Annotated in this window: 16 protein-coding genes; 12 read left to right on the forward strand and 4 right to left on the reverse strand. The window is 35.0% G+C overall.

Translation table 11 applies throughout. The features are described from left to right. Positions 1-84: 84 nt before the first annotated feature. Positions 85-1389 (forward strand): CBS domain-containing protein, encoded by a 1305-nt coding sequence (locus I5818_RS08190; RefSeq protein ID WP_058006020.1) that lies wholly within the window; start codon positions 85-87, stop codon positions 1387-1389. 54 nt (positions 1390-1443) lie between these two features. Here I5818_RS08190 and I5818_RS08195 read toward each other — a convergent pair whose 3' ends face one another. Next, positions 1444-1746, reverse strand: a complete 303-nt coding sequence (locus tag I5818_RS08195) for a YtpI family protein (protein ID WP_058006019.1) — start codon at positions 1744-1746, stop codon at positions 1444-1446. A 115-nt stretch (positions 1747-1861) separates the two neighbouring features. Between I5818_RS08195 and I5818_RS08200 the strand changes: the two genes are divergently transcribed. Continuing rightward, positions 1862-2797 carry a DHH family phosphoesterase gene (locus tag I5818_RS08200; protein WP_058006018.1) on the forward strand — a complete coding sequence of 312 codons (936 nt, stop codon included), beginning with the start codon at positions 1862-1864 and terminating at the stop codon, positions 2795-2797. 175 nt (positions 2798-2972) lie between these two features. On the opposite strand, the gene ytrI is transcribed toward I5818_RS08200, so the two are convergent. Beyond that, on the reverse strand, positions 2973-3473 hold the full coding sequence (gene ytrI, locus I5818_RS08205) for a sporulation membrane protein YtrI (RefSeq protein WP_058006017.1): 501 nt from the start codon (positions 3471-3473) through the stop codon (positions 2973-2975). Further along, positions 3470-3802: a sporulation membrane protein YtrH gene (gene ytrH, locus I5818_RS08210; RefSeq protein ID WP_058006016.1), complete on the reverse strand. Its 333-nt coding sequence runs from the start codon at positions 3800-3802 to the stop codon at positions 3470-3472. Before ytrH ends, ytrI begins: the two co-directional genes overlap by 4 nt. 299 nt (positions 3803-4101) lie before the next feature. Between ytrH and dnaE the strand changes: the two genes are divergently transcribed. The 7 genes from dnaE to pyk all read left to right on the forward strand — a co-directional run bounded on the left by dnaE (position 4102) and on the right by pyk (position 14361). Further along, on the forward strand, positions 4102-7452 hold the full coding sequence (gene dnaE, locus I5818_RS08215) for a DNA polymerase III subunit alpha (protein WP_078110171.1): 3351 nt from the start codon (positions 4102-4104) through the stop codon (positions 7450-7452). A gap of 107 nt (positions 7453-7559) precedes the next feature. After that, on the forward strand, positions 7560-8798 hold the full coding sequence (ystJ, locus tag I5818_RS08220) for an NADP-dependent malic enzyme (RefSeq protein WP_078110172.1): 1239 nt from the start codon (positions 7560-7562) through the stop codon (positions 8796-8798). An 8-nt stretch (positions 8799-8806) separates the two neighbouring features. Then, positions 8807-9424 carry a FadR/GntR family transcriptional regulator gene (locus tag I5818_RS08225; protein WP_071976967.1) on the forward strand — a complete coding sequence of 206 codons (618 nt, stop codon included), beginning with the start codon at positions 8807-8809 and terminating at the stop codon, positions 9422-9424. A gap of 24 nt (positions 9425-9448) precedes the next feature. Further along, on the forward strand, positions 9449-10318 hold the full coding sequence (gene accD, locus I5818_RS08230; RefSeq protein WP_058006013.1) for an acetyl-CoA carboxylase, carboxyltransferase subunit beta: 870 nt from the start codon (positions 9449-9451) through the stop codon (positions 10316-10318). Next, a complete protein-coding gene (gene accA, locus I5818_RS08235) occupies positions 10312-11289 on the forward strand; it encodes an acetyl-CoA carboxylase carboxyl transferase subunit alpha (protein WP_058006012.1) in 978 nt (325 codons plus the stop codon). The genes accD and accA overlap by 7 nt, the downstream gene beginning before the upstream one ends. Positions 11290-11617: 328 nt before the next feature. Further along, entirely contained in the window at positions 11618-12577 is a 960-nt protein-coding gene (gene pfkA, locus I5818_RS08240) for a 6-phosphofructokinase (RefSeq protein WP_071976968.1), read from the forward strand. Between the two features lie 23 nt (positions 12578-12600). After that, the gene (gene pyk, locus I5818_RS08245; protein ID WP_071976969.1) at positions 12601-14361 is read left to right on the forward strand and encodes a pyruvate kinase; all 1761 of its coding nucleotides are present in this window, start codon (positions 12601-12603) and stop codon (positions 14359-14361) included. A 247-nt stretch (positions 14362-14608) separates the two neighbouring features. Here pyk and ytvI read toward each other — a convergent pair whose 3' ends face one another. After that, complete coding sequence (gene ytvI, locus I5818_RS08250; RefSeq protein ID WP_058006645.1) at positions 14609-15736, reverse strand: sporulation integral membrane protein YtvI; 1128 nt, start codon at positions 15734-15736, stop codon at positions 14609-14611. A gap of 535 nt (positions 15737-16271) precedes the next feature. Between ytvI and citZ the strand changes: the two genes are divergently transcribed. From citZ to mdh, 3 genes are all read left to right on the forward strand, one after another. Next, entirely contained in the window at positions 16272-17387 is a 1116-nt protein-coding gene (citZ, locus tag I5818_RS08255; RefSeq protein ID WP_058006644.1) for a citrate synthase, read from the forward strand. A gap of 180 nt (positions 17388-17567) precedes the next feature. Further along, a complete protein-coding gene (gene icd, locus I5818_RS08260; RefSeq protein WP_058006643.1) occupies positions 17568-18842 on the forward strand; it encodes an NADP-dependent isocitrate dehydrogenase in 1275 nt (424 codons plus the stop codon). Between the two features lie 117 nt (positions 18843-18959). Continuing rightward, positions 18960-19898: a malate dehydrogenase gene (gene mdh / locus I5818_RS08265; RefSeq protein WP_058006642.1), complete on the forward strand. Its 939-nt coding sequence runs from the start codon at positions 18960-18962 to the stop codon at positions 19896-19898. Positions 19899-19954 lie beyond the last annotated feature (56 nt).

Raw genomic sequence — 19954 nt, forward strand, 5'->3', positions numbered from 1 at the left:
TTTTTCGCGCTAAAAATTGAATTGCCAAGCTATTCACCTTATAATGTAACTAATATAGTAAGCGGAAAGAATTGGGTGGGGAGCTTGGCAACAAAACATGAACAAATATTACAATATATAGATAATTTACCAATTGGTGAAAAAATTTCAGTTAGACAAATTGCCAAGGCATTAAATGTAAGTGAAGGTACTGCTTATCGAGCGATTAAGGATGCTGAAAATAAAGGATATGTCAGTACGATTGAAAGAGTTGGTACCATTCGCATTGAAAGTAAGAAGAAAAACAATATTGAAAAGTTAACCTTTGCAGAAGTTGTGAATATTGTTGATGGACAAGTACTAGGTGGCAAAAAAGGACTACATAAAACGTTAACTCGATTTGTTATTGGTGCCATGAAGCTTGAGGCGATGATGAAGTATACGGGTGCCGGAAATTTACTTATTATCGGAAATCGGACAAAGGCTCATGAATTAGCATTAAGAGCTGGAGCAGCCGTCTTAATAACAGGTGGTTTTGATACAGACGAAGAAGTAAAGAAACTAGCGGATGAATTAGAATTACCTATCTTATCAACAAGCTATGATACTTTTACAGTTGCAACGATGATTAACCGAGCCATTTATGATCAATTAATTAAGAAGGAAATCATATTAGTTGAAGATATCTTAACCCCAATTGATCAAACTGCCTATTTACTGAATAATGATAATCTAGGTAGTTGGTATAAAAAAAATAAATTGACCTCCCATAGTCGCTTTCCTGTTGTTGATAAAGGAATGAAAGTACTTGGAATGGTCACTTCAAAAGATATTATCGAACATGATTATCAGGTGACAATTGAGAAGGTAATGACCAAAAATCCTATTACCGTAGGATTAAAGACAAGTGTTACTTCAGCTGCACATATGATGATTTGGGAAGGGATTGAGGTTCTTCCTGTTGTAGATGATTATCATCGACTATTTGGCATCATTAGTAGGCAGGATGTGTTAAAAGCTTTACAAATGTCCCAACGTCAGCCACAAGTTGGTGAAACAATTGATGATATTATTACAACTCAGATCGATGCAAATAGTAGTGATGAAAGCTATTATTTTGAAGTTTCCCCGCAAATGACAAATCCCCTAGGGACGATCTCTTATGGGGTATTTACTACACTTGTGTATGAAGCAGCTTCCAGAAAATTAAAAAAGCAAAAAAAGGGCGATATAGTAATTGAGAATTTAACAATCTATTTTATTAAGCCTGTACAAATCGAGAGTACAATTGAGGTTGTTCCGACCATTTTAGAGGCAGGGCGTAAATTCGGGAAAATGGACGTTGAAGTATTTAATGAAGGGCAGCTTGTGGGAAAAGCTTTATTAATGTGTCAATTAATTGATAGGTAAGTATATGTGAAAAAGGGATGTCCTTTACTAGGACACCCTCTTTCTATTCAGCGATTATTCATTTATTTCCTCAAGTTCCTTTATAGCAAAAGGTTTAAAATAACGCAATGACTTAATCCCTGCCCACACACTAAAAAAGCCTAAAAGGATAAAAATTCCTCCTATAATGTAGGTAATGGTCGAAGGGTGTAGGAATAATTGATTAATACCAAACAAACCAACGAATAAGCCAAGTGCAATACCTGATTTTCCAGATAAATATTTTTTCTCCATTGGAAGACGACTTCTGACAAATTTTATTTTATAGAATACATAGAATGTCAGTGATAAAATAATTAACAATACTAAAAAAGGCATTTACTTCCCTCCAACACGTATAATAACAATATTGATTTTATTGTAACGAGTTTTAAATGAAAAAGCCACAGAGGTTCATTAAATAATCTTGACAATTTATAAAGGGGTTAAAAGAATGAAAGATCAAATTTTAAAAACTATAAAACAATATGAAACGATCATCGTTCATCGTCATGTTCGACCTGATCCGGATGCATATGGTTCACAAGGTGGGCTTGTAGAAATTTTACGTACTTCATTTCCGGATAAAAAAATTTATGCTGTCGGAAAACCGGATCCATCATTGGAATTCCTAAGACAATTAGACATTGTGCCAGACGAGACTTACCAAAATGCATTAGTGATTGTTTGTGACACGGCAAATGAAGAAAGAATATGTGACCGTCGGTATAAACTGGGAGATAAATTGATTAAAATCGACCATCATCCAAATGAAGATGCATATGGAGATTTGCTTTGGGTAGATACTTCAGCTTCATCCACCAGTGAAATGATTTATGAATTCTATCTATTTGGATTGGAAAAAGGGTTAAAAATAAACGATGAGGCCGCAAGACTAATCTATAGCGGGATTGTTGGTGATACTGGAAGATTTTTATATCCGAGTACAACCCAAAAGACATTTGATTTCGCAGGTGAGCTAATTAAGTTTTCCTTCGATCGTAACGAATTATATGACAAAATGTATGAGCGTGATCCAAAGGTGATTAAATTGCATGGATATGTTCTACAAAACTTTGAAATGTATGTCAATGGGGCAGCAGTTGTTAAGCTTAGTAAAGATCTATTGAAGAAATTTAATGTCATTCCTTCAGAAGCATCCTTATTAGTTAGTACACTTGGCGATGTTAAAGGGATCAAGGCTTGGTGTTTTTTTATTGAAGAAGAAGATCAAATTCGTGTCCGACTTCGCTCGAAAGGACCAGTTATTAATCAATTAGCAAAGAAATACAATGGCGGAGGACATCCATTAGCAGCAGGAGCATCAGTTTATTCATGGAATGAAGTGGATACAGTAATAGATGACTTGATTGAATTGTGCAAAGACTAGTCATGTCGACTAGTCTAAGAAATTAATATAAATACGTGCAATTGGCTTATTGCAGTTGAGCGATTATATGTCATCTCCTAGCGCCTAACCTTTCATGAGAAAAACTAGTAATCAATGAAAATTTTGATCCTCTCATCTAGTTAGATCAAGGCGCTTGACAATTTCTCGACGACCATCAACTCAGTTTTATTTCGAGTTCAATACTTATCGTAGAATAGAAAACGATGTTTTTTATCGTATATTTGTATGGACGATTGTTAAATTTATCAATTCTATTCTCGATTGTTTTATAAACTAAATCTTTATTTTTGTAAGTGTTATATAAGTCCTTAGCGATAAGGGAGCTTAAGTCATCTTTAATCCTATTCTCGGCTTCCATAATACTTAAATGGTCAATTTTATATTTTTCATAGTTCTTAATTTTTACTTGAACTTTTTGTATAATTAAAAGCTCGGCGTTTTTCCGATTTAGTTCTTTATAGTCTTCTTGCCATATTTTTTTATCTTGTTCCAGATTATTGATAATTTCTGTTTGTGATTTGATTTTCTTAGCTTGTTTCTCTTGCAATACCCCAAACATAAACAGAAAGATAATCCAGCTTATACATCCTCCAATGACTACTCCAGCAATGAAACGCTGCCATGCAGGTCGACGATATAAAGGCGGAATTCTCATTGACCATGCTCCTGTGTTAACCATGAAATAATTAAAGAAGCCGTATTCGCTCCTCCCATCGCTGATAAGATGAGTAAAAATTGTTTAAATAGATCCTTTGTTTCTCCGTTTAAAAATCCTTTTTCAAAGCTATAAACTGTATCAAATGTACCCCCAATTGCAGCGATAATTGCCCAGATTCTTAGGCCTTTGGAAATTCTGGAAATCTCCCATAAGACCTGTTCACCAGTTATAAAAGCTGCAAGTCCACCTATTAAGGTGCCCCCTAACATCACCCCGAGTGCGATAAAAAAACTATTAAAAAATGCGGGGAAAAAAGCTTCATCCATATATATCCACTCCAACTACCATAAATTAGGTGAAGATTTTAGTGAATTCTTTTACAAGGATATTTCCGTATAGATTGTTGAATCAAAAAGTGTACATTAATTTTAAAACTTACCAATTGTAAAGCTTGTAACTATAAATTCGACAAAGTTTAAGAATAGAGCCTGTTACAATATATATGGGACAACTTAGTTAGTTATGTAGAGAATTAATAAAAAAGATCAAATGGGAACATATTTTCTTTTTTGACCATAGCGATTTATAATAGATACAAAGAAGATCAATAAGGAGGGGACGATAGATGTCATTTGTTCATTTACAAATTTCAACGGCATATAGTTTGTTATCAAGCACAGTCTCCATTCATAAATTAATTGAGAAGGCGAAAAAGCTAAACTACCATGCATTAGCTATAACAGATAGAAATGTTTTATACGGTGTTGTGCCGTTTTATAAAGAATGTGTAAAAAATAATATAAAACCAATTATCGGATTAACGATTGATGTGATAAGTGAAATCAATCAAGAGCAATCATACCCTCTAGTTCTATTGGCAAAAAACAAAAAAGGTTATGAAAATCTTTTGAAACTATCCAGTACTATACAAACAAAATCTAAACAAGGCATTCCATTAAAATGGTTAAGAGGTTATCGCTCTGGTTTATTTGCTTTTACTCCCGGGTTAAAGGGTGAAATTGAACAGTATCTTTTAAATGGAGATAATGAAGCTGCGAAAGAGGTTGCAGTAACTTTTAAAAATCTATTTGAAAAGGACTCTTTCTTTTTTTCTTTGCAGAATCATGGTCTACCAGAAGAAAAAAAGCTAATTGAACAGTTAATCGAGTTAGGATATAAATATGAGATAAAACAAATTGTCACTAATGATGTTCAATATATAGATAAAGAAGATGCCTTTAGTCATGAATGTTTAATGGCCATTCGTGAAAATCAAAAATTAAGTGATGATGAACGACCTAAGCTCATGTCTGAGGAATATTATTTAAAAGATAAAGAAAGTATCGCTGAGGATTTTGCAGCATATATAGATGCATTAGAAAATACCATTTTAGTAGCGGAAGCTTGTCATGTTCAAATAGAAATGAACCGTAAGCTTCTTCCGAAATTCCCAGTACCTAATAATCAAACGGCTTCTAGTTTTTTACGAGATTTGTGTAGAAATGGTTTAAAAGAAAGGATAACAAATCTAACAACCACATACATGGAGCGGTTAGACTACGAATTAGATATTATTGAGCGAATGGAATTTAGCGATTATTTTTTAATTGTTTGGGATTTTATGAAGTTTGCCAGGGATAACGGAATTTATACAGGACCAGGGCGGGGATCAGCGGCAGGCTCTCTCGTAGCCTACGTATTATATATAACGGATGTTGATCCTATTTCCTATGGATTACTGTTTGAGCGTTTTTTAAATCCTGAACGTGTCTCAATGCCTGATATTGATATTGATTTTCCAGATCATCGTCGTGATGAAGTTATCCAATATGTAACAGAGAAATATGATAATCTCCATGTTGCACAAATTATTACATTTGGGACATTTGCAGCAAAAGCCGCTGCTAGAGATGTAGCGAGAACTTTTGGTTTCAATTCCAAGGAATTGGAACAGCTCTCAAGAATGATACCAACTAAACTTGGAATTACTTTGGAACAAGCTTATAAAGAATCAGAACGGCTGCAGAGTTTTGTAAAAGAATCAAATCTTCATAAGAAACTATTTGAAACAGCTCTAAAGTTGGAAGGAATACCTAGACATGTTTCAACACATGCGGCAGGGGTGGTCATCAGTAAGGAGCCACTAGTCAATTTAATTCCCATTCAAGAAGGACATGCAGGGGTATATTTAACGCAATATACTATGGATATACTAGAGGAGATTGGCCTCTTAAAAATGGATTTTCTAGGTCTCCGTAATTTATCTCTCATAGAAAGAATTCTAACTAATATCTCAAAAGGAACAAAGAAAGTAATCAATCTTTCTCATATCCCATTGAATGATGAAAAAACCTTTCAATTATTAAGTAAAGGAGATACAACTGGGGTATTTCAACTTGAATCTGATGGAATGAGAAATGTATTAAAAAGGTTGAAACCAAACGAATTTGAGGATATCGTTGCTGTCAATGCATTATTTAGACCAGGACCAATGGAGAATATCCCAACTTATATTGATAGAAAACATGGGAGAGAAAAAGTTTATTACCCTCATCCGGATTTAGAACCAATTTTAAAAAATACGTATGGTGTTATTGTATATCAAGAACAAATTATGCAAATTGCCTCAAAGATGGCTCGTTTTTCTTTAGGAGAAGCGGACTTATTAAGAAGAGCAGTAAGTAAGAAGAAAAGGGATGTTCTTGATCGAGAGAGAAAGCATTTTGTAACGGGTGCAATTAACAATGGATATGATCAAAGTACAGCTAATGAAATATATGATTTAATCGTTCGATTTGCTAATTATGGATTTAATAGAAGCCATGCAGTTGCATATAGTGTAATAGCCTATCAATTAGCCTATTTAAAGGCACATTACCCATTATATTTTTTGTCGGCATTATTAACCTCTGCAATTGGAAATGAGGATAAAATTTCACAGTATATACGTGAGGCAAAACAAATGGGACTTACTATTCTCCCTCCTTCAATTAATAAAAGCTACTTTCCGTTTACAGTTGAGAAAGGAGCGATACGTTATAGTTTAGCTGCAATCAAAGGGATTGGAGTTGCCGGGTTAAAGGATATATTAGACGTTAGATCGTCCAAACCATTTAGTGATTTGTTCGATTTTTGTTTAAGGACAGTCTATAAATCCATTAATCGGAATGTACTAGAAGGATTAATTTTTGCTGGTGCGTTTGATGAGTTTAATCAAGATCGTGCAACACTTTTAGCTAGTGTGGACGTGGCTATTCAGCATGCTGAGTTAGTCAAACCTGATGAAACTGAATTAGATTTATTTGTAGATGAAGAACTATTTCATATAAAACCCAAATACCTAGAAGTTGAACCTATGAAATCAATTGAAAAGCTGAACTTTGAAAAGCAAGTTTTAGGTGTCTATTTATCCGACCATCCGATAGGCCCTTACAAAAATCTATTAGAGGAATTTTCAAATCTGACTATCGATAGGTGCCAAACTAGTCAGCGCAAAGTAGCAATGGGAGGCCTCATATTAAATGCGCGGACAATTAGGACAAAAAAAGGAGAATTGATGTGCTTTATAAGGTTTAGTGACCCAACTGGTGAAATGGAAGGGGTAATTTTCCCGAATATTTACCAACGATATCGTGAACTTTGTAAAGAGGGACAAATTGTCTTGCTTAAAGGGAATTTAGAGGAACGTAATGGTGGAATACAATTAATTGTGCAAGAAATTGTTGATATTCATTGCTTAGAAGAAAGAAAGAAAAAATTATTTCTTCGAATCCCGCAATCATTTTCAACACATGAAAGTTTGCAAAAAATAAAAGCGATTATTCATGCTTTTAATGGGGAAACATCAGTCATACTTTTTTACGAAGAAAATGAACGAACGATTCAACTCCCGAAGAAAGAATCCGTTAATCCTACACAGGAATGTATTGACCAGTTAAAAGGATTTTTAGGAGAGCAGAATGTCGTTTTACAATAATAATATTTTTCACTGAAAAGAGAATTATGATATATTATGTAATAGACCAATGTGGTCAGACCACCTAAATGAAAGTTTCGGAGGAAGAATAAAGGAGTGGAAGAACTTTGACTTTGCGAGAAGAAGCCCTACATATGCATAGGATAAACAAAGGAAAACTAGAGTCTAAATCTAAAGTTGTTGTAAAAAATGCAAAGGATTTAAGTTTAGCCTATTCACCAGGAGTAGCTGAACCTTGTAAAATGATATATGACAAACCTGAAACTGTATATGAATATACAATGAAGGGGAATATGGTAGCTGTAGTTACTGATGGAACTGCTGTATTAGGATTAGGAAATATTGGACCGGAAGCTGCATTACCAGTAATGGAAGGAAAAGCAGTATTATTTAAGAGCTTTGCTGGTGTAGATGCTTTCCCAATATGTTTAAATACTACGGATGTTGATAAAATTGTTGAAACTGTAAAATTATTAGAACCTACATTTGGTGGAGTTAATTTAGAAGATATCGCTGCACCGAACTGCTTTGAAGTAGAGGAAAGATTAAAAAAAGAAACGAATATCCCAATTTTTCACGATGATCAGCATGGAACAGCTATTGTTACAGTTGCTGGTTTATTAAATGCATTGAAATTAGTTGGCAAAAAAATAAGTGAAATTAAGGTAGTCGCAAGTGGAGCAGGTGCTGCTGGAATTGCAATTATTCGACTACTTCACCACTACGGTGTTCGTGATATTATTATGTGTGATTCAAAAGGTGCAATATTTGAAGGTCGTTCATATGGAATGAATCGCATTAAATCAGAGGTTGCCAAATATACGAACCGTGATCGATTGGAAGGAACCTTAGCTGATGTTATTCAAGGTGCAGATGTATTTATTGGTGTATCTGTAGCTGGGGCATTAACAAAAGAAATGGTTGAAACAATGAATAAAGATTCAATTATTTTCGCAATGGCTAATCCTGATCCTGAGATTATGCCTGATTTAGCGAAGGCAGCGGGGGCAAAAGTAATAGGTACTGGACGTTCGGATTTTCCTAACCAAGTGAATAATGTTTTGGCGTTTCCTGGGATCTTCCGAGGTGCTTTAGACGTTCGTGCTACACATATTAATGAAAAAATGAAACAAGCTGCAGTTGAAGCAATTGCAAATCTTATTGATGAAAAAGAGCTTGATGCAGATTATGTGATTCCTAGACCATTTGATTCACGAGTTGCCCCAGCTGTAGCAGCTGCTGTTGCGAAAGCTGCGATGGAAACAGGTGTTGCACGTATAAAAGTGGACCCAGAGGAAGTGAGAGCAAGAACAGAAAAGCTTGCTGTAATCGGTAAAGGTGAGTGATTTATTAAGTGGAGAAACAAACAAGTAAAACAAAGGCTTATCTTGAGATTGTTAATCAAATTCGTCAAATGATTCATGATGACGGACTTGTATCTGGGGATAAGCTTCCCTCTGAACGTGAATTATCAGAGCGTCTCAATATCGGACGATCATCTGTGAGAGAAGGATTGAGAGCTCTAGAGTTACTTGGTTTAATTGAAACACGTAGAGGGGAAGGAACATTTCTTCGCGATTTTGCAGACCATTATTTAGTTGAATTATTAAGTACCTTTATTTTACAGGATGAAAAAGTAAAAAATGATGTTTTTGTTACTAAAGAATTATTGGAAAAAGGTGCAATTAGACTTATTATTCAACAAAAGGATAAAGATTCAATTTTCTTATTAAAGACCAAAATGGAACAAGGAGTCTACTTATTAGAAGATGATTTCTTTTTTGAGTTAGTTCAACTTACAAATATACGCTTATTACTTAAAATTTGGTTATTAATAAAAGAATATGCATCACAATTAAATGTTTCTAGAGAAATAAACAATATAGAACCATATAAAAAGCTCATTAATGCTATATTGGATGAAGACTTACTTTTATCACTCCACTTATATGAACAAATAAGAAAATTGTAAAAGAGCGACAAGGAGGATTATCTTTTGCTTAAAGACTTTTTTTCGAAACCAAAGAAAAGAAAATATGCAACCATTCCGTCAGAGGCTGCTAAACACGATGTTCCTGAAGGAATAATGTCAAAATGTCCTAACTGTCGGAAGATTTTATATACAAAGGAATTGCAGAAAAACTTAAAAGTATGTATGCATTGTGGTTATCATCATCCGATGAATGCGTATGAACGTGTGGAAAGCTTTATTGATGAGGGGACTTTTAAAGAATTCGATCGACATCTACAATCCGAAAACCCTTTAAACTTTCCTGATTATCTAGAAAAACTGAAAAAAGATCAACAAAAAACAAAAATGAATGAAGCTGTTTTAACGGGTAGCGGAAATGTAAATGACATACCAATAATCCTTGCAATAATGGATTCAACTTTCCGAATGGGAAGTATGGGATCAGTAGTAGGGGAAAAAATAACGAGAGCCATAGAAGAAGCGGATAAACAGGGAGTTCCTTTTGTTATTTTTACCGCTTCTGGTGGAGCCAGAATGCAAGAAGCTGTTCTTTCATTAATGCAAATGGCAAAAACAAGTGCAGCACTAAAGAAATTTAGTGATAATGGTGGATTAGCTTTATCAATTATGACTCATCCTACCACTGGTGGGGTTTCAGCAAGTTTTGCTTCCTTAGGTGACTATAATTTTGCTGAACCAGGTGCATTAATTGGATTTGCTGGCCGAAGAATAATTGAACAAACGGTACGCGAGGAATTACCAGAGGACTTCCAAACGGCGGAGTACTTATTAAAGCATGGACAGTTAGATGCAATTATTGATCGATTAGAGTTAAAAGATACCATTACAAATGTTCTTGAAATTCATAAGCAAGCAGGTGAAATAACATGGTAAATGAGCTTGAATTCGAGAAGCCGTTACTGGAGCTACAGAAAAAAATTGCAGAACTTAAAAAGCTTACAAAAGACTCAGATGTTGATTTATCAGCAGAAATTAACAAGCTAGAGGCAAGACTTGTAAAAGTGGAAGCTGATATTTATGAAAACATGAAGCCTTGGGATCGTGTACAGATTGCTAGATTTCCAAGTAGACCGACTACCCTTGATTATATTCCACATCTTTTTACTGACTTTTTTGAGTTACATGGGGATCGTGTATTCGGAGACGATGAAGCGATTATTGGTGGAATAGCTAAATATAAAGGACTGCCTGTTACAGTAATCGGACAGCAACGAGGCAGAGATACGAAGGAAAACATACGGAGAAATTTTGGTATGCCTCATCCAGAAGGGTATCGTAAAGCTTTAAGATTAATGAAGCAAGCGGATAAATTCAATCGACCTATTATTAGTTTTATTGATACTAAAGGTGCATTTCCTGGAAAAGCTGCTGAAGAAAGAGGTATTTCCGAATCAATTGCGAAAAATCTTTTTGAAATGGCTGGCTTAAGAGTACCTGTTATTTGTATTGTTATTGGAGAAGGAGCAAGTGGTGGTGCGTTAGGTATAGGTGTTGGCAATCATATTCATGTTCTTGAAAATTCTTGGTTTTCCGTCATTGCTCCTGAGTCTGCTGCAACAATACTCTGGAAGGATGCAAGTCAAGCCAAACGTGCTGCGGAAATTATGAAAATTACTGCCCCTGACCTTAAACAATTGGGCGTTATCGATGAAGTAATCCCTGAGGTAAAAGGTGGAGCACATAAGGACATTGCATCTCAAGCAGAAGCAATTGATAAAGTGTTAGCAAAATCGTTAAAGGATTTAGTAGGTTTATCATCTGAAGTTCTTATTGAACAGCGCTATAATAAATATCGTGTTATTGGTGAATTTACAGAATTAAAGGATTATGTTAGTAGTAAATAATAGATAATTAGAAATGTAAGCAATCGTTGAACCGATTGCTTACATTATTTTTATCCAAAGTTTTAGCTGTCCTTCCACAGGTGAAATGAAACGTGTAGCGGTTTTCAATTGATGTTTTTAGTTAAAATTTTACTTTAATAGCAACAATGTTTGGGAAAAGAGCCTTTTCATAAAAAAATTTTTTATGATAACGTTTTCTCGTCTTCTAAAAGTTTGAGAACAAGAATATAAAGTGGTATTTTAGAAATATTAAAAGGTATTCATTATGAAGGTTTTTACCTTTTCACAATCTACTATTAAATGTGAGATAAAATTAGAGGTGGTTATCATGAAACGTATTGGTATTTTAACAAGTGGTGGAGATGCACCTGGAATGAATGCAGCTATTCGTGCGGTAGTGCGTAAAGCGATTTATCATGATTTAGAGGTATATGGAGTTTATAACGGTTATAGTGGTCTTATAAATGGAAAAATAGAAAGACTAGAAGTAGGATCCGTAGGTGATATTATACATCGTGGTGGTACAATGCTTCATTCTGCACGTTGTGAAGAATTTAAAACTAAAGAAGGACAACAAAAAGGTATTGAACAACTGAATAAATTTGGAATTGAAGGTTTAGTAGTGATTGGAGGGGACGGTTCGTATCAAGGAGCTAAAGCATTAACAGAACATGGATTTCCATGTATCGGTGTTCCAGGTACGATTGATAATGATATTCCAGGAACTGATTTTACCATCGGTTTTGACACTGCATTAAATACTGTATTAGATTCCATTGATAAAATTCGAGATACTGCTTCATCACATGAGAGAACATTTATTATTGAAGTGATGGGAAGAAATGCTGGAGATATTGCTCTTTGGTCTGGATTAGCAGGCGGAGCCGAAACAATATTAATTCCAGAGGATCCATATGATATGGAAGAAATTGCAGATCGTCTTCGAAAAGGAAATGAGCGTGGAAAAAAACATAGTATTATTGTAGTCGCTGAAGGAGTTAAAAGTGCTCATGACTTTGCAAAAGAATTAGAGGCAGCAAGTCATTTTGATACACGAATTTCTGTTCTTGGACATATTCAGCGGGGAGGTTCTCCGACAGCTAGTGATAGAGTATTAGCTAGTCGTCTAGGTGCACGAGCTGTGGAGTTACTAATTGAAGGAAAAGGTGGAAGAGCAGTAGGAATTCAAAATAACCAATTAGTGGATTATGATATACTGGAGATATTAGGTACACCTCATAAAGTTGATCTTGATATGTATCGATTGTCAAAAGAACTATCAATTTAGAAATATGAAGAAGGAGAAGCAAAATGAAAAAAACGAAAATTGTCTGTACAATTGGACCAGCTAGTGAAAGTATTGAAATGCTAGAAAAACTCATGGAATCAGGTATGGATGTTGCCCGTTTGAATTTCTCACATGGTAGCCACGAAGAACATGAGGCAAGAATTAAAAATATTCGTCAGGCAGCTAAAAATACTAATAAAACGGTTGCTATTTTACTTGATACAAAAGGACCTGAAATTCGTACAAATGATATGGTGGATGGTGCGATTGAATTACGTGAAGGCAATCAAATCATTATCTCGATGAGTGAGGTATTAGGAACAACTGAAAAGTTCTCTGTGACATATGATGGATTGATTCATGATATTAGTGTTGGCTCTAAAATTTTATTAGACGATGGACTAATTGAATTGGAAGTTACTTCCGTAGATATGAATAAACAAGAAATACATACTTTAATTTTGAACAGTGGAATATTAAAAAATAAAAAAGGTGTCAATGTTCCTGGTGTATCCGTAAATCTACCTGGTATTACAGAAAAGGATGCTAGTGATATTCTATTTGGGATACAACAAGGAGTTAATTTTATTGCTGCATCCTTTGTACGTAGATCCTCAGATGTACTAGAAATTAGACAATTATTAGAAGAAAATAATGCGACACATATTCAAATCATACCAAAGATTGAGAATCAAGAAGGTGTCGATAATATCGATGAAATATTAGCAGTATCAGACGGGTTAATGGTAGCGCGTGGAGATTTAGGTGTGGAAATTCCTACGGAAGCTGTTCCGCTTGTTCAAAAAAGCTTAATTAAAAAATGTAATGAACAAGGTAAACCGGTTATTACAGCTACCCAAATGTTGGATTCTATGCAAAGAAATCCAAGACCTACAAGAGCAGAAGCTAGTGATGTTGCTAACGCTATTTTTGATGGTACAGATGCAATCATGCTTTCAGGTGAAACTGCTGCTGGCTCTTATCCAGTTGAAGCTGTACAAACAATGTATAAAATAGCTATTCATGCAGAGCAAGCATTGAATCATGATGAAATACTTTCTTATCATAGTAAAAACAGTGAACACAATATGACTGATGCCATTTGTCAATCGGTTGCTCATACGGCCATCAATCTGGATGTTAATGCGATCATTACTCCTACTGAGAGTGGTCATACAGCTAGGATGATTTCTAAATACCGTCCAAAAGCTCCGATTGTTGCTGTAACATCTAATGAAAAGGTATATTTAAATCTTGCCTTAGTTTGGGGAGTTACGCCACGAATTGGTCAAAAAGTTGAAACAACAGATGAAATGTTAGAACTTGCCGTACAGGAAAGCCTAAACACAGATATTGTTAAGCATGGAGATTTAGTAGTTATTACTGCGGGAGTGCCAGTAGGTGAAGCTGGAACCACGAATCTAATGAAAGTTCATGTAGTAGGGGATGTTGTTGCAAAAGGTCAAGGCGTAGGAAGAAAATCTGCCTATGGAAAAGTAGTTATAGCAAAAAGTGCAGCGGAAGCTCAAGCCAAGGTTGAACCAGGTTCTATTTTAGTTACTCATGGAGTAGATAAAGAAATGGTACCAATCGTAAAAAAATGTAGTGCGTTAATTACTGAAGAAGGTGGATTAACAAGCGATGCTGCAGTAGTAGGAATCAATTTAGGAATACCAGTTATTGTAGGGGTTGAAAAAGCTACAAGCTTATTGGTAGAAGGTCAGGAAATCACGGTTGATCCATCTCGTGGAGTCATTTATAATGGCCATGCAAGTGTGCTATAATTTGAAATTTATATAATTAGTGAAGGCTCTTTTTTCAAATTTATAACTATTTAAGTAAAGCTATAACTAATAAATATCAACCGAGGATGGCTATATGTTTCAATTTACTGAGCAAAGAGCTGCAATCTTTATAAGAACCGCTGGAATCCTTTATTTGGAGTAAAAGCAGGTAGTTGGGCTTTTACAAAAGTAACAAACTATAAGGAAACAGCTTTAGTAAAAAAAATGACGTGAGACTATGTTCACGTCATTTTTTAATTACATTTGGTTTCCCTAAAATGAAATTCCAAATATCTTGAAAAACATTAGCTCTATGCAAGGTTGTGATGATTACTAAGGTAACAGGCCCAAGTATCAATCCTAGGAATCCCACAAGCTTAAAGCCGACAAATAACGCAATTAGTGTTGCGAGTGGATTTAAACCAATACTTGAAGATAAAATTTTTGGTTCCATTAATTGTCTCTGTACAACGACAACGGTGTACAGAACTCCTAGTCCTATTGCTAGAGGAATATTACCTACAATTGCTTCATAGATAATCCAAGGAATAAATACAACTCCAGTTCCTAAATAGGGAAGAATATCAACAATTCCACTAACTAAAGCAATCGTAATTGCGTAGTCTACCCTTAAAATTAATAACCCAATTAGTACGATTACCAAAGTTATTGAAATCAAAGTAAGCTGGGCACGAACAAAACCAAATAATGCCTTTTTTAGATCGGTTATCACTGTTCGAAAACTTTTCATCGCCCGTTCTGGAAGAAGCTTTCCACTAAATCTAGATAGTCTATTCCAATCTTTACTTATAAAAAATGTGGCTAATAAAGAAAAAACTAAAACAGTTGCAGCATTTGGAATCCAGGAAACTAATGCTGGTAGTTTGAGGAAAAAGTTTTGCAAAAAGTTACCAGCACTAGAAGCGATTTTTTGACCAGCTGTTTGAATATTAGTCATAATAGTATCTTGTTGACCAGCATCTAAATTTTTAAATAAACTCGCTGCTTGATTATATATAGGTAAAACCTGTCCAGCAATAAAATCCTCAATATATTCAACTAATGTATTCACATGTTTTGGCACAACATCAGCTAAATAATTCGTTCCTGATACAATTTCAGCAATTAATAAAGTAATCAATCCAATGAAAATACTGATGATTAAAATGATAGATACAATCACTGCAAGTGCACGAGGAAATCTTGCTTTTCTCTCCAAGAAATTGACTAAAGGATTAATAAGTAGTGCAATCACTATGGCGATGAGAAATGGATAAGTAACCTTTGATACGAAATAAAAGATAAACGCACCACCTAAAACGATTCCTAAAACTATTAAAAATCGAATGGTACGATTGACATAAACGGGATTCAATTTACAGCCCCCAATCGTTTTAATATGTATATTTTACAACGTGTAAAGTTAAAAAAAAAGTAATAAAGATATACAGAGAAAACTCTAATTATTAATCAATCTATATTAAATGAAATAAAATTATTTTAATATAATAATGTGCAGTTAACACAAATTGTGATATCTGCATAAAACAGATAATAACGAATTTAAAGATAGAAAAATACACATAATTAACAAGGTGAAAATTAATGACTAGAAATTGTTTCATTCAGAAAATAATATTAGCAAAATTAATTGCAAAAAATGTAGAAAATTATTACACATACTTACCTTCTTTGTTTATAATAGAAATGTAAGCGAATTAACAATGCCCCAAAATAGACAAGAATTTTAATTATATTATAATAGGATATGTGACCGCTTGCATTCGTTAGTACATAGTGGGGCAAACGTGTTAATCCCGAAGATTTTCGGGTATAGAAATAACTAAAGTATTATTATCATATCAGCATCCTTAATTAGGATAATAGAAGGATAAAAAGGAGAGATGATCATGACAGCAACGAAAGGTCTAGAAGGAATTGTTGCAGCTAGTACTTCAATCAGTTCAATCATCGATGATACCCTTACATATGTAGGTTATAACATTGATGATTTAGCAGAAAATGCTAGCTTTGAAGAAGTAATTTATTTATTATGGCATCTTAAACTACCTAACAAAGAAGAACTAAATGATTTAAAACAACAATTAGCGAATAATATGGAGTTACCTCAAGAAGTAATTAATGCAATGAAAGCATACCCAGTAAAAAATATTCATCCAATGGCTGCATTGCGTACAGCTGTTTCAACTTTAGGACTTTACGATGAAGAAGCAGATGTAATGGAAGAAGCAGCAAATTTCCGTAAAGCTGTTCGTCTTCAAGCAAAAATGCCTGCCATTGTAGCAGCATTTGCACGTATTCGTAAAGGGCTGGAACCAATTGCACCAAGAACTGACTTCGGTTTTGCTGCTAACTTTCTTTATATGCTAACTGGAGAAGAACCAGAAGCAATTGCGATTGAGGCATTCAACAAAGCTCTCGTTCTTCATGCTGATCATGAACTTAATGCTTCTACATTTACTGCACGTGTTTGTGTTGCTACATTGTCAGATGTTTACTCAGGTGTAACAGCAGCAATTGGTGCATTAAAAGGACCTCTTCATGGTGGTGCGAATGAGCAAGTAATGAAAATGCTAAGTGAAATTGGCTCCGTAGAAAATGTTGATTCCTATATTCACGGCAAGCTTTCAAATAAAGAGAAGATTATGGGATTTGGACATCGTGTTTATCGCCAAGGTGACCCTCGTGCTAAACATTTGAAAGCAATGTCAGAAAAATTAACTAAATTAACTGGTGAGCCTCAATACTATGAAATGTCTACAAAAATTGAAGAAATCGTTACTTCAGAAAAGGCTCTTCCACCAAATGTTGATTTCTATTCTGCATCTGTCTACCATAGCTTAGGAATCGATCATGATTTATTTACACCAATTTTTGCGGTTAGTCGTGTTTCTGGATGGTTGGCACATATCCTTGAACAATATTCAAATAACCGTTTGATCCGACCACGTGCTGAATATGTAGGTCCTGGAATGCAAACGTATGTACCAATTGAAAATCGTTAAGACAAATTATTTACAAATTTAAAAAAAATTGGTCTAATATACATGTAATCTTCGGGTTAGAAGTTTGCTCTTCTAACCTTTGATACTGTTTTTGCATTAATATCTCACCCTCGAGATTTAAAAAGTTTTTTAAAGTCAATCGAGGTGCTTGAGCTTTTAAAATGAATTGGAGGGAAAGAAATGTCACAAGGTGAAAAAATCAGAGTAGAAAATGGCGTGTTAAACACACCAAATAATCCAATTATCCCATTTATTGAAGGTGACGGTACAGGACCTGATATTTGGGCAGCATCACAAAGAGTGCTAGATGCAGCTGTTGAAAAAGCATACAAAGGTGAGCGTAAAATTGAGTGGAAAGAAGTTTATGCTGGTCAAAAAGCATTCGATAAAACTGGTGAATGGCTTCCTTCTGAGACTCTAGACGTAATTCGTGAATATTTAATAGCAATTAAGGGACCACTTACTACTCCTGTTGGAGGCGGTATTCGTTCATTAAATGTAGCTTTACGTCAAGAGTTAGACTTATTTGTATGTTTACGCCCAGTTCGTTATTTTGAGGGTGTTCCATCTCCTGTTAAACGTCCTGAAGATACTGATATGGTAATCTTCCGTGAAAACACTGAGGATATTTATGCAGGTATTGAATATCAAGAAGGTTCTGCAGAAGTGAAGAAAGTCATTGAATTTTTACAAAACGAAATGGGTGTGAATAAAATTCGCTTCCCTGAAACTTCTGGAATTGGTATTAAGCCGGTATCTGCAGAAGGAACGAAGCGTTTGGTACGCGCAGCAATTAACTATGCTATTAAAGAAGGACGCAAATCTGTAACACTTGTACATAAAGGAAATATTATGAAGTTTACAGAAGGAGCATTTAAAAACTGGGGTTATGAGTTAGCCGAACAAGAATTCGGCGATAAAGTATTCACTTGGGCACAGTACGATAAAATTAAAGATGAACAAGGTTTAGATGCTGCGAATAAAGCACAAGATGAAGCTTTAGCTGCTGGAAAAATTCTTGTAAAGGATTCAATCGCTGATATCTTCTTACAACAAATATTAACTCGTCCACGTGAATTTGATGTGGTTGCAACAATGAACTTAAATGGTGACTATATTTCTGATGCACTTGCTGCTCAAGTAGGTGGAATTGGTATTGCTCCAGGAGCAAACATCAACTATGAAACTGGTCATGCTATTTTCGAAGCAACACACGGAACAGCACCTAAATATGCTGGATTAGATAAAGTAAATCCATCTTCAGTAATCCTTTCTGGTGTTCTTTTACTTGAACACTTAGGTTGGAATGAAGCTGCTAACTTAATTACTAAATCTATGGAAAAAACAATTGCTTCAAAAGTTGTCACTTATGATTTTGCTCGTCTAATGGATGGGGCTACAGAAGTGAAATGTTCTGAATTTGGAACAGAGCTAATCAAAAATATGGAAATATAATAAGGGAGCCTGGCAACAGGTGACAAAAAAATGCCGGTTGATACTTATCGCCGGCAGTTTTAATATAGATCTGTACAGAATCATTACATGACTAACCATTCAAGGAGGATTTTTTAAATGACTATGAACAGAAAAAAAATCTCAGTTATTGGTGGCGGTTTTACTGGTGCAACTACAGCATTCCTTTTAGCACAAAAAGAGCTTGGAGATATTGTACTTGTTGATATTCCTCAAGCCGAAAATCCTACAAAAGGGAAGGCACTTGATATGTTAGAAGCTGGTCCTGTTCAAGGGTTTGATGCTAATATTATCGGAACGTCTAATTATGCAGATACAAAAGATTCTGATGTAGTTGTCATTACAGCAGGTATTGCTCGTAAACCAGGTATGAGTCGTGATGACTTAGTACAAACAAACCAAAAAGTAATGAAAAGTGTAACACAGGAAATAGTTAAGTATTCTCCAAACTGCTTCATTATCGTATTAACCAATCCAGTTGATGCAATGACATACACAGTATTCAAAGAGTCCGGATTCCCTAAAAACCGTGTAATCGGTCAATCAGGTGTACTTGATACTGCTCGCTTCCGTACATTTGTTGCACAGGAATTAAATTTATCCGTAAAGGATATAACGGGATTCGTTCTTGGTGGCCATGGGGATGATATGGTACCGTTAGTGCGCTATTCTTATGCTGGCGGCATTCCTTTGGAAACATTAATTCCAAAGGAGCGGTTAGATGCTATTGTTGCACGTACACGTACTGGTGGTGGAGAAATTGTAAACTTACTAGGTAATGGTAGTGCTTATTATGCACCTGCAGCTTCTTTAGTGGAAATGGTTGAGGCACTTGTAAAAGATCAACGCAGGGTTCTGCCTTCCATCGCTTATTTAGAAGGTGAATATGGATATGATGGGATCTATCTTGGAGTTCCAACGGTCCTAGGTGCTAATGGTATTGAAAAAATAATCGAACTAGAATTGACAGCAGAGGAAAAAGCTGCGCTTGATAAATCGGCTGAATCTGTTAAAAATGTAATGAATGTATTAGCTTAAATAAATAGAAAAAGGGATTTTTCGAAAGGATTTGATTCTTTTGAAAAATCCCTTTT

Source organism: Heyndrickxia oleronia (assembly GCF_017809215.1).
GTDB lineage: Bacteria > Bacillota > Bacilli > Bacillales > Bacillaceae_C > Heyndrickxia > Heyndrickxia oleronia.